General features: G+C 74.3%; 12 protein-coding genes. 6 read left to right on the top strand and 6 right to left on the bottom strand.

The annotated features are described in order from the left end of the window. Positions 1 to 45: 45 nt before the first annotated feature. Positions 46 to 1,359 carry a serine-threonine protein kinase gene (locus ACI2LW_RS23380; RefSeq protein ID WP_404733152.1) on the top strand — a complete coding sequence of 438 codons (1,314 nt, stop codon included), beginning with the start codon at positions 46 to 48 and terminating at the stop codon, positions 1,357 to 1,359. Between the two features lie 17 nt (positions 1,360 to 1,376). Here the strand turns inward: ACI2LW_RS23380 and ACI2LW_RS23375 are convergent, their stop codons facing one another. Next, positions 1,377 to 4,178 (bottom strand): penicillin acylase family protein, encoded by a 2,802-nt coding sequence (locus ACI2LW_RS23375; protein WP_404733151.1) that lies wholly within the window; start codon positions 4,176 to 4,178, stop codon positions 1,377 to 1,379. A gap of 273 nt (positions 4,179 to 4,451) precedes the next feature. On the opposite strand from ACI2LW_RS23375, the gene ACI2LW_RS23370 reads away from it, so the two are divergent. Both ACI2LW_RS23370 and ACI2LW_RS23365 read left to right on the top strand, forming a co-directional pair. Beyond that, on the top strand, positions 4,452 to 5,054 hold the full coding sequence (locus ACI2LW_RS23370; RefSeq protein WP_404733150.1) for a hypothetical protein: 603 nt from the start codon (positions 4,452 to 4,454) through the stop codon (positions 5,052 to 5,054). Between the two features lie 406 nt (positions 5,055 to 5,460). Then, a complete protein-coding gene (locus ACI2LW_RS23365) occupies positions 5,461 to 5,922 on the top strand; it encodes a MaoC family dehydratase (RefSeq protein WP_404733149.1) in 462 nt (153 codons plus the stop codon). 42 nt (positions 5,923 to 5,964) lie between these two features. Here the strand turns inward: ACI2LW_RS23365 and ACI2LW_RS23360 are convergent, their stop codons facing one another. The 3 genes from ACI2LW_RS23360 to ACI2LW_RS23350 form a co-directional block, all read right to left on the bottom strand. Continuing rightward, positions 5,965 to 6,597: a TetR/AcrR family transcriptional regulator gene (locus ACI2LW_RS23360; RefSeq protein WP_404733148.1), complete on the bottom strand. Its 633-nt coding sequence runs from the start codon at positions 6,595 to 6,597 to the stop codon at positions 5,965 to 5,967. Positions 6,598 to 6,750: 153 nt separating this feature from the next. Further along, a complete protein-coding gene (locus tag ACI2LW_RS23355) occupies positions 6,751 to 7,038 on the bottom strand; it encodes a YiaA/YiaB family inner membrane protein (RefSeq protein WP_404733147.1) in 288 nt (95 codons plus the stop codon). A gap of 97 nt (positions 7,039 to 7,135) precedes the next feature. Then, positions 7,136 to 8,287, bottom strand: a complete 1,152-nt coding sequence (locus ACI2LW_RS23350; RefSeq protein ID WP_404733146.1) for an acyl-CoA dehydrogenase family protein — start codon at positions 8,285 to 8,287, stop codon at positions 7,136 to 7,138. A 137-nt stretch (positions 8,288 to 8,424) separates the two neighbouring features. Here ACI2LW_RS23350 and ACI2LW_RS23345 point away from each other — a divergent pair, with 137 nt between their 5' ends. From ACI2LW_RS23345 to ACI2LW_RS23335, 3 genes are all read left to right on the top strand, one after another. Further along, complete coding sequence (locus ACI2LW_RS23345) at positions 8,425 to 9,066, top strand: TetR/AcrR family transcriptional regulator (RefSeq protein ID WP_404733145.1); 642 nt, start codon at positions 8,425 to 8,427, stop codon at positions 9,064 to 9,066. A gap of 179 nt (positions 9,067 to 9,245) precedes the next feature. Next, a complete protein-coding gene (locus ACI2LW_RS23340; RefSeq protein WP_404733144.1) occupies positions 9,246 to 9,980 on the top strand; it encodes an ArsR/SmtB family transcription factor in 735 nt (244 codons plus the stop codon). Between the two features lie 168 nt (positions 9,981 to 10,148). Then, on the top strand, positions 10,149 to 11,084 hold the full coding sequence (locus ACI2LW_RS23335; RefSeq protein ID WP_404733184.1) for a DMT family transporter: 936 nt from the start codon (positions 10,149 to 10,151) through the stop codon (positions 11,082 to 11,084). Positions 11,085 to 11,362: 278 nt separating this feature from the next. On the opposite strand, the gene ACI2LW_RS23330 is transcribed toward ACI2LW_RS23335, so the two are convergent. Together ACI2LW_RS23330 and ACI2LW_RS23325 are read right to left on the bottom strand one after the other, a co-directional pair. Beyond that, positions 11,363 to 12,445 carry a Zn-dependent alcohol dehydrogenase gene (locus tag ACI2LW_RS23330; RefSeq protein WP_404733143.1) on the bottom strand — a complete coding sequence of 361 codons (1,083 nt, stop codon included), beginning with the start codon at positions 12,443 to 12,445 and terminating at the stop codon, positions 11,363 to 11,365. Positions 12,446 to 12,580: 135 nt separating this feature from the next. Beyond that, the gene (locus ACI2LW_RS23325; protein ID WP_404733142.1) at positions 12,581 to 13,969 is read right to left on the bottom strand and encodes an aldehyde dehydrogenase family protein; all 1,389 of its coding nucleotides are present in this window, start codon (positions 13,967 to 13,969) and stop codon (positions 12,581 to 12,583) included. Positions 13,970 to 14,236 lie beyond the last annotated feature (267 nt).

The following is a 14,236-nucleotide window of genomic DNA, read 5'->3' as shown; positions in this document are numbered from 1 at the left end:
GATGCGCGGCACAGCGCACCGTTTCGGGCCACAAGGGGGTCGGTCATGGCGGAACCGGCGATGAGCGTGTCTCCGTACTGGGAGCTGACCTTCGACGCGGACGGGGACGTGGACGGCCCCGAGCGGGACCGGCTGCTGGCGCAGGTGCCCGCGCGGGGCGTGCGCGACCTGATCGTGTTCGCGCACGGCTGGAACAACGACCGCTCCGGCGCCACCCGGCTGTACAGCCGCTTCTTCGCCCCCGTACCGCGCCTCGCGCCCACCGCGCGGATCGGCTACGTGGGCGTGGTGTGGCCCTCGATGCGGTTCTGCGACGAGCCGATCCCCGACTTCCCGCGGTCCGTGGCCGCCGGGCCGGTGCCGGCGCACGCGCTGGACAAGGACACCCGGCGGGCGCTGCTGGAGACGTTCCCCGGGCGGGCCACGGTGGTGGACCGGCTCGCGGAGCTGCTGGACGAGCGCCCGGACGGCACGGCGGCCCTGGAGGAGTTCGGGCGGCTGGCGCGGCTGCTGGTGGAGGCCGAGCCGTCTGGCCCGCAGGCGCGGTGCGCGGCGGACACCGGGGCGGACGGCGAGCCGCAGGGCGAGCCGGAGATGTTCCTGCGGCCCCCGGCGCGGGTGTGCGAGGAGTTCGCGCGGGCCGTGGCGCGGGCGGCGGCGCCGGACGAGCCGCGGACGTTCGCCCTGCCCAACCCGTGGGACGGCGCCAAGGAGCTGCTGCGCCAGGCGGCGTACTACGCGATGAAGCGGCGCGCGGGCACGGTGGGCGAGCGGGGGCTGGGCCCGGCGGTCGGCCGGCTCGCGGGCGCGGCGCCCGGAGTGCGGGTGCACCTGGTGGGGCACAGCTTCGGCGGGCGGCTGGTGTCGTTCGCGCTGCGCGGTCTGCCCGAGGGGGTGCGGACGGTGAAGTCCGTGACGCTGCTCCAGGGCGCGTTCTCGCACTACGCCTTCGCGCCCCGGCTGCCGGACGACCCGCGGGCGCGGGGGGCGTTGCAGGGCCTGCAGCACCGCGTCGACGGTCCCGTGGTGTGCTGCTTCTCCCGTTTCGACGCGGCGCTGGGCACGCTGTACCCGCTGGCGTCGAGGATGGCCGGCGACGACCGGTCGGTGCTGGGCCTGGACGCCGGCGGGCTGCTGGCGCGGTGGGGCGCGATGGGGCACAACGGCGTGCAGGCCGTGCCCGGCACGCGCGCCCTCACGCTCTCCGAGGCGATGAGCGCGCCACTGCCCGCCTCGGGCTGCGTGAACGTCGACGCGGCCGAGGTGGTCCGGCGCGGCGGGCCGCCGAGCGGCGCGCACAGCGACATCGTGCACCCGGAGCTGGCCCGGGTGGTGCTGGCGGCGGGCCGCATCCGCTGACCCGCCGCCGCCCGGGGTCACCGGTGCGAGGTGTACTCCACGACCTGCTGGTAGGTGGGCCGGTTCTGCCAGCTGATCCGGCCGTGCTTGATGCCGCCCAGGGCGCGCTGGGCGATGGAGTCGGCGCACCACTGGTCGCCCGCCACGCACTGGTCGTCGCCGGGGTAGACCTGGGCGGCCGTCAGACCGGCCGCCTGCTTCAGGGTGGCGAGCAGGACGTCCCGGCAGGCCCCGAGGCTGCCGCCGCCGCAGTAGGTGCGGGCCAGCGGGCCGCGCACCTGCTCGCCGAGCACCGTCCGGATGTCCTTGTCGACATAGCTCCACCAGCCGTACTGGAAGGAGCTGCCGGCGTGCGAGCCGGTGGGGCCGTGCCCGGCCGACGGGGACTCGTCGACCGGCAGGTTGCCGGTCATGGCGGTGTACAGGTCGCTGCCGAGGCCCGGTTCGAACTCGGCCTTGACCAGCAGCGGCCACCAGGCGTCCAGGATGCGGATGGCGTCCGCGTCGGCGTACTTCCTGGATCCGGCCGAGGTCTCGGTGCGCCGGGCACCCGCCGTGACCCACGCCCGCAGCTTGCCCGCCGCCGCGGCGGCCGCCGGGTCGGTGACGGGTGAGCCGTCGATCACCTGCAGCAGCCGGGGCAGCACGTCCTCGGCCCTGAGGTCGGCGAGGGCCGCGTCCGCCATCGCCCGCACCAGCGAGGAGCGGGTCACCCCGCCGGCCGCGACCAGCTTGCTCACCCGGTCCTCGAGCAGGTCGCCGCGGTGCACCGAGCCCTCACCCCAGGGCGCGGCCGCGTAGTCGGGGGCCTGCTTGTTGTTCCAGGAGATGTAGTAGTCCTGGTCGACGGAGTTCGGGTGGGCGGCCGGCTCGGTGTAGCCGGCGGTGTTGGTCGCCGGGTCCCAGTCGCCCCACTCGTACGCCGGTCGCGCCCACACCGGGAACTCGGGGTCGACGCCGCTCGCCCGCCGCGGGTTGTCGCCGCTGTTGTAGTACGCGGTGTGGGCGGAGTCGGCGTAGAACCAGTTGAACGTGTAGTTGATGTGCTGCGCGGCCCGCTGGAAGTCCTCGGGCCCCTTGACGTAGTCGGGGTCGTTCAGCATCTGGAAGCCGATGATGGAGTCGGCCTCGTGCAGGTAGGACGAGCGCAGGGTGGTGTAGGCGACCTTCTTGCCGCCGACGGTGGCGCGGTGGGTGACGGGGCCGTACTTGGTGCGCCAGGCGCGCATGGTGTAGGAGCCGGCCGCGGTACCGTCGGCGACGGTGGGCTTCCAGGAGTTGGTGTGCTCCACCTTGTCCATGGCCGTGCAGGTGCCGTGGTACAGGTAGTGGTGGTCGTCCTGGCACAGCTCGACGGCATAGGTGTCGATGATGTCCTGGCCGGAGGTCGTGGCGCTCCACGAGTAGTCCTGGCCGCGGCCGAGTTCGACGTACATGCTCAGGCCGGCGAACGAGGCGCCGCGGGCGCTGATGCCGGGGCCCTGGATCTCCTGGAGCATCAGCAGCTGGGGTGCGAAGTAGCCGGTCTGCGGGCCGAAGACGGCGACCGGGTGGCCGCTCGCGGTGTGCCGGCCGCTGACGACGAGGGCGTTGGACATGCCGCGCCGGGCCGAGGACAGGGCCGTGCGCGCGGCCGTGGCGGAGGCCGACCTGGCGGCCGTGGTGGCCGCGCTGCCGGTGCGGTCGTACACCAGCGGCTCCTGGGTCACCGAGCCGGCGTCGGGCAGCGCCCGCCCCTGCGGGCTGTCCGGCCTGGTGGCGTACGGGAAGCGGCGTCCGTCGTGGACGGTGAGGACCGCCTCGGGGTCGTTGCGCTCGCGGAAGGACTCCCAGACCCGGGTGCCCTCCTCGACGCCGTACTTGGCCTGGGCGGCCAGCAGGGACAGCGCGTTGTTCACCTCGCCGCCCCCGCCGGAGCCGAACAGCGAGCCGACCACGGAGGCCAGCGCGACCAGGTCGGTGGTCTTGAAGTGCTCGATGGTGCCGGCGTTGGTGATGGAGTCCTTGTGGCCGGTGAGAACGTACTCGCCGGGGAAGTAGCGGCCGGAGTCGGAGGCGTCGATGTAGGCGTTGACGCCGGCGATGTAGGCGTTGACGTCGTCGAGCGCCTGCTTGCCGCGGGCCCCGGCCCGGGCGACGGCGCCGTCGATCTGCGCCTGGAGGTCGGCCTCGGTGTAGGGGGCGTTGCGCCAGAACTCCTGCTCCAGGCCCTGGTTGGCGGCGGCGCCGCCGGCGAAGGAGGTCAACTGCCCGCGTCCGACGTGCCGGAAGAGGTCCATGAGCCACAGCCGGTCCTCGGCGGCGGCGTACCCCGCGCCGAACTCGGTGCCGTAGCGGGTGGTGCCGGTGATGTGCGGAACACCGGTCTTCTTGTCCCGGACGATGGTGACGTCGCCGCGCCCGTCGGGCCTCTCGGTGGAGGCGACCTGGCCGGCGGGGACTCCGAACGAGGCGTCGTCGAAGAAGTCGTTGATCTTCGCGTCGGTGAGGGAGGGGTAGCCCTTGGCCAGGTCGGCGTACGGGCCGAGCTGGTCCTCGGCGTGGGCGGGCTGGGTGCCGAAGACCTGGTTGAGGAGGATCTGGGCGAGGGTGGCGTTGCCGTTCTCGCCGGGCGGCAGGATGTCGGAGCACTGGCCGCCGCAGTGGTCACCGGCCGCTGCCGCCGCGTTCACTTCGGCCGCCTGCGCGGAGACGGAAGTGGAAAAGGGCGACAAAAGACCGGCGACGAGGGCGCATACGGACGCGGCCTTCAGGAACCCGTGGGATCCGCGGGGAGTTCTCAGTCTGTGGAGCGCGTGATGTGGGGTGCGCCGTGGCATGGCGGCTCCTCCCGTGCGGGGGTGGGGCGGATCGTTACCGCCGGTATCCCCGAGTTGGAAGGTGAACATGCGTCACTTTTCGGAGTCACCTCGTGAAGGTCAAGCAGGGCGGCGTTATGGGGGGCATCGGGAATCGGATGGAGCCGAAAGCCGGGCCGGCACGTCCGACCGGCGACGCCGTCGTGACGGCCGCGCGGGACGACGACGCCGTACGACGACGCCGAAGTGACCGAAGTGCAGAGGCAGTTGCAGATGTGACGGAGGTGCAGGGCGATGGCCGGTTTCCGGAGTCTGGCGAGACAGGTGAGGGACCCGCGGTGCGATCTGGCGCTGCGGCGTTATTCGTTGCGCAAGTGCCTGGAGCGGTTCGCGCCCTACGGGCACCGGGCGACCTGGGACCATCTGTGCTCCCGGGCGGGGTTCGGCCCGGAGGACAGGTCTCCCGATCCGGTGCGGCTCGTGGCCGCGCTGGACGAGCTGGAGGAGGCGCGTTCGGTGTGGCTCGACTACGAGGCCGGGTTCGCCAGGCGCCGCAAGAAGGAGAAGCACGACGGGCTGCGCAGGCCGGGCAGCGTGGACGACTGGCACCGGCTGACCTGGGGCGGTTTCGGGGTCGCCTGGTGCGACGACCCGCGGGTCCACCCGCGTGAGCCGCTGGCGGAGGTGCTGCGCCGGCTGATCGCGGCGCTGGAGCGCGAGCCGGGGGACTGCTGCCCGGTGTGCGAGGGGGAACGCCTGGTCTGGCGGTACGACCTGGACCACGAACCCTCGTCCGGTCCGGTCTGCGTGGAGTGCGGGATCCTGGTCCCGCGGCCCGTCCTGACACCGCAGGCGCTGGCGCACGCCAGGCGGGCGCCGCTGCTGGTGCCGGCTTGAGCACGGCCTGAGCACGGCGGGGGTGCGCCGGGGGGACGCCGCACCCCTGCGGGAACGGGGGCCTTCGCGAACGGGGGATCGCGAGGGGTGGTGCGAACGGGGGGCGCACAACGGCCGACGGCCGGTCGCGCCCGCGAGCGGCGACGGGGGAATCACACAGGCAGCCGTCGGGCCGTCACCAACCGGGGCTCAGGACAGGCAGCCGTCGGGCCGTCACCAACCGGGGCTCAGAACAGGCAGCCGTCGGGCCGTCACCAACGGGGGAACCACACGGACGACCGCCCGGCGGGGCGTGCCTGGCGCGTCACACCGCCGGTCCGTTGACAGGCGCCGCCCACCCGGCCATGCTAAGCAGTCGCTTAGACATCTTCACTGGGACAAGACCGCGAAGCGGGAGGCCGGGCACATGGCAGAGCCGAGGATCTTCACGTCCGTCGAGGAACTGAAGGCGGCGGTGGGCGAGCAGCTGGGGTACACCGACTGGCTGGAGATCGACCAGAAGCGGATCGACCTGTTCGCGGAGGCCACCGGCGACCACCAGTGGATCCACGTGGACCCGGAGAAGGCCGCCGCCGGTCCGTTCGGCACGACCATCGCCCACGGCTATCTGACCCTGTCGCTGCTCCCGCTCTTCGGCCCTCAGCTGATGGGTGTGGAGGGCGTGCGGATGGGCGTCAACTACGGCACCAACAAGGTCCGCTTCCCCGCCCCCGTGCCGGTCGGCTCCCGGCTGCGCGCCACCGCCACGGTCAGCGGTGTGGAGGAGGTGGCGGGCGGGGTGCAGGTGACCACCGCCTTCACCGTGGAGCGCGAGGGCGACGACAAGCCGGTGTGCGTCGCGGAGTCGGTGGCCAGGTACTACCTGTGACGGCCGGGCCGGGCCCCGCCCACGACGGCCGGGCGCCCGGTCTCAGCCCTGCCGCTTGGCCCCGACCATCCGCAGGACGAGGTCGGCGTACAGCGCGCCGACCTCCTCCGGGGTGCGGGGGCCGTCGACGTTGAACCAGCGGGCGACGTCGATGCACAGCGACAGCACGGCCAGCGTGGTGCCGCGCACGTCGGGCACGTCGAACTCGCCGCTCGCCACGCCGTCCTCGATGATCCCGCGCACCTCGGCGTCGACCTGGCGGCGCAGCGCGAGGATCTCCGCGCGTGCCTCGGGACCCAGCGAGTCGAGCTCGTACTGCACGACCCGGGCGGTGGTGCGCCCCCCGGCGTGCCAGCGGACGAACGAACTCACTGCGTCGGCGAGCCGCTCGGTGGCGCTGCCCTCGCGCCGGGCCGCGGTGCGCAGGATGTCCAGCGCCTTCTCGTGACCGATCCGGCTGATCCGGTGGAGCAGCTCCTCCTTGGTCTTGTAGTGGATGTAGAGCGCGGCCGGGCTCATCCCGGCGCGGCCCGCGATGTCGCGGGTCGTCGTCGCGTGGTAGCCCCGCTCGGCGAAGGCCTCCACGGCGGCCACGAGCAGCCGCCGGGCCGCGTCGGGCGTGACCTCGCCCCATGGCTGCGCGTCGCCGCAGGCCGTCTCCTCCGCCGAAGTCATCGCTCGTTCGCCCCTCTCTGCGTCAGGGGCTCCACCATACCGCCGAAGGTGAGCGCTCGCTTAGCGTGGCCGGTCGAACGAGTGACGGCCGAGGCGGCCGTGGCCGGCGTGGCGGGCGTGGCGCGCGTGGCGGCCGGCGGCCGCCGGCGGTGCTCAGAGCTTTTCGAAGGGGTCGTGCTCGGCGAGCAGCTTCTCCAGCCGGGCCTGGTCGACCCGGCTGACGATCTGCCCGGCCTCCTGCCGGTCGCGGATGACCTTGGCGAGCGTGAACGCGGACGTCACGAGGTACAGGACGGCGATGGCCAGGAAGCCCCGGACCCAGGCGTCGGCGCTCAGCCGGAGGATGCCGATCGCGGTGGCCGCCATGGCCACGGCGAAGGAGGCGACGGCCTGGCCGTAGAAGGCGGCCGTGCTCTGCTGCTTGACGGGTGTGTCGCTCATGGGACAAGCCTCGGTGAACGTGGCCGCCCTCACATCCGCCGGAATACTCAGTCCGGGTACTCAGTCCGGGTACGCACTCCAGGTACTCGGTCCGGTCTCAGAAGGCCGACACACCCGTCAGGGCCCGGCCGATGACCAGCTTCTGGATCTGGCTGGTGCCCTCGTAGAGGGTCATCACGCGGGCGTCGCGCAGCAGCTTGCCCGCCGGGTACTCGTCGATGTAGCCGTAGCCGCCGAAGACCTGGAGGGCGTTGTTGGCGGCGCGCACGGCGGCCTCGGAGGCGAACAGCTTGGCCTTGGACGACTCGACGGCGAACGGCAGCCCGCGGTCGACGAGGTCGGCGACCCGCCAGGTCAGCAGGCGGGCGGCGTCCACGTCCACGGCGATGTCGCTGATCAGCTCCTGGACGAGCTGGTGGTGGGCGATGGTCCTGCCGAACTGCTCGCGCTCCCCGGCGTAGCGCACCGCCGCGTCCAGCGCGGCCTGGGCTATGCCCACACAGCCGGCCGCCACCGACATCCGGCCCTTGGCCAGCGCGGACATGGCCACCGAGAACCCCTTGCCCTCCGGCGCCAGCAGCGCGGACGCGGGCACGCGCACGTCCTCGAGCACCAGCTCCGCGGTGGCCTGGCCGCGCAGGCCGAGCTTGCCGTGGATGGTCCGGCGGGTCAGGCCGGGCGTGTCGGTGGGGACGAGGAAGGCGGAGACGCCCTTGTGACCCGGGGCGTCGGTGGAGCGGGCGAAGAGCAGGACGACGTCGGCCCAGGTGCCGTTGGTGATGAACATCTTGGTGCCGTTGATGACGTAGTCGTCGCCGTCGCGCACCGCGCGGGTGGCAAGGTTGCCGGCGTCGGAGCCGGTGCCGGGCTCGGTCAGGCCGAAGCAGCCCACCAGTTCGCCGGCGGTCAGGCCCGGCAGCCAGCGCCGCTTCTGCTCCTCGCTCCCCCAGGCGGCGACGGTCTTGGCGACCAGGCCGAGGGAGACGGAGACGATGCCGCGCACGGAGGAGTCCCCGCGGCCGAGTTCCTCGGTGACGAGGCAGTAGGCGAGGTGGTCGCCGCCCGAGCCGCCGTACTCCTCGTCGATCGTCAGCCCGAGGAAGCCGACCTCGCCGAGCTTCTTCACGACGGACCGGTCGACCTCCTCGGCGCGGTCCCAGGCGACGGCGTTCGGGGCGATCTCGCGCTCGACGAAGTCCCGGGCGAGCTGCCGGACGGCGGCCTGCTCCTCGCTGAGTCCGAGGTTCATGACGGTTCACCCCACCTGGAAAGCATGTGCTGCGGACACTCGGCACTGGATGCCGGACGCCGGATCGCCGGATCGCCGGATGCCGGAAATTTAAATTATCACTGCTAGTTTTATGGCGCAGCCCTACTATGTGCGCCATGGCCCGACCGCGCAAGCCCCTGCTCAGCACCGACCGCATCGTCGCGACCGCGCGGGACCTGGTGGACGCGGAGGGCCTTGCCGCCGTCTCCACCCGCCGGCTCGCCGCCGAGCTCGGGGTGAGCGGTCCCTCGCTGTACAACCACTTCCGCACCAAGGACGAGATCCTGGAGGCGGTCGCGGACTCGGTGAGCGCGCAGGTCGACCTGTCGATGTTCGAGGACGGCCGCGACTGGCGGACCGCGCTGCACGACTGGGCGGTCTCCTACCGGGCCGCCCTGCGCGACCACCCGAACATCGTGCCGGTCCTGGCCGGCGGTCCCGGCCGCCGTCCCGCCGCGCTGCGGCTGGCCGACGCGGTGTACGGCGCGATGGTCGACGCGGGCTGGCCGCCCGCCCAGGCCACCTCGATCGGCGCGCTGATGCGGTTCTTCATCATGGGCTCGGCGCTCGGCTCCTTCGCCCGCGGGTTCGTGGACGACGCCAGCGCCTACGACCCCGCCGACTACCCGCATCTGGGCCAGGCCCATCTGCTCGCCGAGCAGCAGGAGAAGATCGACGAGCGGGCCTTCGAGACGGGCCTGACGGCGCTGCTGGACGGACTGGCGCTGCAGTACGAGCAGGTGGCGCGGAGCGCCTGAGCGGACCCGCGCGCCCCACCGCCGTACGCCCGCCCGTACGACCCGTACGCCCCGTACGCCCGCCCGTACGGCCGGCCGTACGCGTGGCCGCCTCGCCGCACCGCCCGTACGCCGGGCCGTCGCCGCCGCCGCGCACACTTCGGTGACGGCCGAACGATGTGTGCGCGAAGCTGGAAGGCATGAGGAGCACCGGAACGGTACGCACACCGCCCAGGGACGCGCAGGCCCCGGGTCTCGCCGCGCTCGCCGGGCTGATCGCCGACGAGACCCGGGCCACGTGCCTGCTGGCCCTGCTGGACGGGCGGGCGTGGACGGCGGGCGAGCTGGCCCGGCACGCGGGCGTCGCCGCCTCCACGCTCAGCGAGCACCTGGGCAGACTGGTCGCCGGCGGCCTGCTCGCCGAGGAGCGGCAGGGGCGGCACCGGTACGTGCGGCTCGCCGACGAGCGGGTGGCCCAGCTGGTGGAGGACCTGGCCGCGCAGGCCGGGCCCGTGCCGGCCCGGGCTCCGCGCACCCTGCGGGAGGCGAGCGCCGGCTCGGCGATGGCCCGCGGGCGGACCTGCTACGACCACTTGGCGGGCCGCCTCGGCATCGCGGTCACCGACGCGCTGACCGCGCGCGGCCTGCTGCGCCAGGACACGGGGTTCGCGCTCACGGACGCGGGCCTGCGGTGGTTCGAGGACGCCGGCATCGGCCTGGACCGTCGCGGCCGCCGGCCCCTGGCCCGGGCCTGCCTCGACTGGACCGAGCGCCGTCCCCACCTCGCGGGCGCCGCGGGCGCGGCGCTGTGCCGGCACGCCCTGGACGCGGGCTGGTGCGTACGCGTCGGCACGACCCGGGCGGTACGGCTCACCCCGGCCGGGCGGCAGGCCCTGTCGGCGCTGCTCGGCGTCGGCACGGCGGCGCTGGGCTGACCGCCCGGCGGCTCGGCGCCGGCCCGGGGACGCCGGGCCGACCGCCCGGGACCGCCCGGCCGCCCGAGACGGGGCGGCCGCCCGGTCCCGGACGCCGACGGCAGCCGTGCGCCCCGTCCGAAAACCGCCGGACTCCTGTCCGGTCCCCTGCCTAGCCTCTGGAGCATGATGAAGATCTCCCCGTCCCGTCTGGCCGCCGGCGCGGCCTCGGTCACCGTGGTGCTGTGGGCCTCGGCCTTCGTCTCGATCCGCAGTGCCGGCGGCGCGTACTCGCCGGGCGCGCTGGCCCTCGGGCGGCTGCTGGCCGGCGCCCTGACGCTCGGCGCGCTGTGCCTGATACGGCGGGAGGGGCTGCCGCCGCGCTCGGCGTGGCGCGGCATCACGCTGTCCGGGGTGCTGTGGTTCGGCTTCTACATGGTCGCCCTGAACTGGGGCGAGCGGCAGGTGGACGCGGGGACCGCCGCCCTGGTGGTCAACGTGGGCCCGCTGCTCATCGCGCTGCTCGGGGCCCGGCTGCTCGGCGACCCGATGCCGCCGCGGCTGCTGGCGGGCATGGCGGTGTCGTTCGCGGGGGCGGTGACCGTGGGGCTGTCCATGTCGGGCGGGGGCGGCTCGTCGCTGCTCGGCGTGGTGCTGTGCCTGCTCGCGGCCTTCGCGTACGCCGCCGGGGTGGTCGCGCAGAAGCCGGTGCTGGGCCGGGCGAGCCCGCTGCAGGCCACCACGTTCGGCTGCCTGGTGGGGGCGGTGGCCTGTCTGCCGTTCACCGGTCAGCTGGTCCACGAGGCCGCCCGCGCCCCGCTGCCGGCCACGCTGAACATGGTGTACCTGGGGGTCTTCCCGACCGCGCTGGCGTTCACCACATGGGCGTACGCGCTGGCCCGCACGACCGCCAGCCGCATGGGCGCGACGACGTACGCCGTACCCGCCCTGGTCGTGCTGATGTCGTGGCTGGCGCTGGGCGAGGTCCCCGGGCCGCTGACGCTCGTGGGCGGGGTGCTGTGCCTGGCCGGTGTGGCCGTGTCCCGCTCGCGGCCGCGGCGGCCGGGGCCGTCGCGGACCGGGACACGGACGGCCGGGAAGGCGCCGCACGAGCGGGTGGGCTGAGGGCCGCGGTCCGGCGCGGGCGCCCTCCGGCCGCGCAGCCGGGCGGGCCGACGGGCCGATGGGCCGACGGGCCGACGGACGTCCGGGAAGCAAGGGGCCGGGACCAGTGGGGCCCCCGGGGCCCGGGTCCTGGCCGGGGCCGTGGCGTCGGGCCCCACCGGTCCCGGGAGGCTGCGGCCCGCCCCGGTGGCCGGGGAGCCGCGGCCCGAGCGGGTGGCCCGCAGAATCGCAGCCCGGGCTCTCCCGGGCCACCCGGGCGGCGGGACGGCTCGGGAGGGTCAGAAGACGACCAGGGCGCGGCCTCCCTTGCCGGCGGTCATGTTGTCGAAGGCCGCCGGGATGCCGTCCAGGGCGATCCGGTCGGTGACGAGCGCGCCCAGGTCCAGGCGTCCGGCGCGCACATGGCCGGCGAGCACCGGCAGGTCCTCGGCCGGGTCGCAGTTGCCGTAGACGCAGCCGGACAGGGTGCGGCCCCAGTGGAAGAGTTCCAGCGCGTTGAAGGTGACCTGCTGGTCCTTGCCGCCGATGCCGACGACCGTGGTGCGGCCGCCGCGGCGGGTGGACTCCCAGGCGGCGCGGATGGTGGCCGCGCGGCCCACGCACTCCACGGCGACGTCGGCGCCCTGCCCGCCGGTGAGGGCGCGGATCTCGCGCGGGGTGTTCTCGGAGGCGATCACGTACTCGGTGGCGCCGGCCGCCCGTGCCAGTTCCTCCTTCTGCGGGGAGACGTCCACCGCGACGATCGTCGTGGCGCCCGCGATCCGGGCGGCCTGGAGGGTGGCCAGGCCCACGCCGCCGACGCCGAACACCGCGACGCTCTCCCCCGCCCGCACCCGCGCCGAGTGGTGGACGGCGCCGTAGCCGGTGAGGACGGCGCAGCCGAGGAGGGCCGCCTCGGTCAGCGGCACGCCGTCCGGCAGCGGCAGCACGCAGGAGGCGGTGACCACCGTCTCCTCGGCGAAGGCGGCCACGTTCAGACCGGGGTGCAGCGGGGTGCCGTCGGTGGTGCGGGCGTACACCTCGGCGGCGCCGTTCAGCGCGTTGGCGCACAGCCAGACCTCGCCGAGCGAGCAGGCGTGGCAACGGCCGCAGGAGGGCGCCCAGTTGAGAACCACGGCGTCTCCCGGTGCGACATGGGTGACGCCCTCGCCGACGGACAGCACGGTGCCCGCGCCCTCGTGGCCGAGGACGGCGGGCACCGGGACCCGCATGGTGCCGTTGGCCAGCGACAGGTCGGAGTGGCAGACCCCGGCGGCGGCCAGGCGCAGGCGGACCTGTCCGGGGCCGGGCTCGGGCAGTTCGATCCCGGTGATCTCCAGCGGGGAGCCGATCGCGGGCAGGACGGCGGCACGTACGGCCATGGGCAAGCTCCTGGGGTGGCGAGGAGGCGGCGGACGGGGGCTCGGGGGCCAGGGGAACGGGCCCGGCGGTCCGGGGAACGGTCCCGGTCGGGCTACGGCACGGGCTCGTGCGGGCTCCGGGAACGGGCCCGGGCCTCAGAACTGCAGGGACTTGGTCTGAAGGTATTCGGCCAGGCCGTGCGCGCCCAGTTCGCGGCCGACGCCCGACTGCTTGTACCCGCCGAAGGGGGCCCGCGGGTTGAACCGGCCGCCGTTGATGTCGACCTGGCCGGTGTCCATCCGGCGGGCGAAGGCCACCGCCTCCGCCTCGTCGCCCGCCCAGACGGCGCCCGCCAGGCCGTAGACGGTGCCGTTGGCGATGCGCAGGGCGTCGTCCTCGTCCTCGTAGCGCAGCACGCACAGCACCGGGCCGAAGATCTCCTCCTGGGCGATGGTCATGTCCGGGGTGACGTCGGCGAACACGGTCGGGCTGACGTAGTAGCCCCGCTCGTGCGGGGATCCGGGGCCGCCGGCGACCAGTCGGGCGCCCTCGGCCACGCCCTTCTCGATGTAACCGCGCACCCGCTCCCGCTGCTTGGCGTTGACCACCGGGCCGATGCGGTCGCCGTACTTCCCGGCGGCCGCCGCGGCGAGTCCGACCGCCTCCTCGTACTGGTCCCGGTGCACCAGCATCCGCGTCCAGGCGCTGCACGTCTGCCCCGAGTTGGACATCACGTTGGCCACGCCGACGTTCACGGCCTTGGCCAGGTCCGCGCTCGGCAGGATGACGTTGGCGGACTTGCCGCCGAGTTCGAGTGCGACCTTCTTGACGGCGGCGCCGGCGACGGCGCCGATCCGCCGGCCCACGGCGGTGGAGCCGGTGAAGGACACCAGGTCGACGTCCGGGTGCTCGGCGAGGGCCTGCCCCGCGACCGGGCCGAGGCCGGTGACCAGGTTGAGGACACCGGCCGGCAGGCCCGCCTCGTGCACCGCCTCGGCGAAGAGCTGGGCGGTGAGCGGGGTGTCCTCGGCTGGCTTGAGCACGATCGTGCAGCCGGCGGCCAGCGCGGGGGCGGCCTTGGCGACGATCTGGTGCAGCGGGTAGTTCCAGGGCGTGATCGCGCCGACCACGCCGACCGGCTCCTGGTAGACGGTGGAGTTGCCGACCTTCTCCTCGAAGGAGTACGTGGCGGCGAGGTCGGCGTAGGAGCCCGCGACCGCGATCGGCACGCCCGCGTGGACGCTCTGGGAGAACGCCAGGGGCGAGCCGAGTTCGGCGGTGACGGTCTCGGCGATCTCGTCCTTGCGCACCACGAGGACGTCCCGCAGGGCGGCCAGGCGGCCGGCCCGTTCGGCGGGCGGGGTGGCGGCCCAGGCCGGGAAGGCCGCGCGGGCGGCGCGTACGGCCGCGTCGACGTCCTCGGCGGTGCCGGCCGGGACGGTGCCGATGACCTGCTCGTCGGCCGGGTTCACCACCTCGATGACGTCCCGGCCGGCGGCGGGGCGCCAGGCGCCGTCGATGTACATGCCGTCGTGTGCCTTCATGGTGCTCCTCCGGGGCGGGGGGTGCGTCCTGGGCGTCCGCGGGGGTCCACGGCCGCGCAGTCGCGTCACAACCTACCGACAGCCCCATAAACTAGCGCCGATAGTTTTCTGGCGCCAGGGGGTCGCGCGGGGGTCCGGCCGGAGGGCTTCCGGCGGCCGTCCCAGGGGGCCGCACACGCGCCGGAGGACCCGGAAGTCGAGGCTCCGGCGAACCCGGCAGAGCCGGAGGACCCGGGAGAGCCGCAGGACCCTAAGGCGGGCGGGGGG

Source organism: Streptomyces sp. NPDC004065 (assembly GCF_044903565.1).
GTDB lineage: Bacteria > Actinomycetota > Actinomycetes > Streptomycetales > Streptomycetaceae > Streptomyces.
This window is presented reverse-complemented; position numbering and strand designations above follow the sequence as displayed.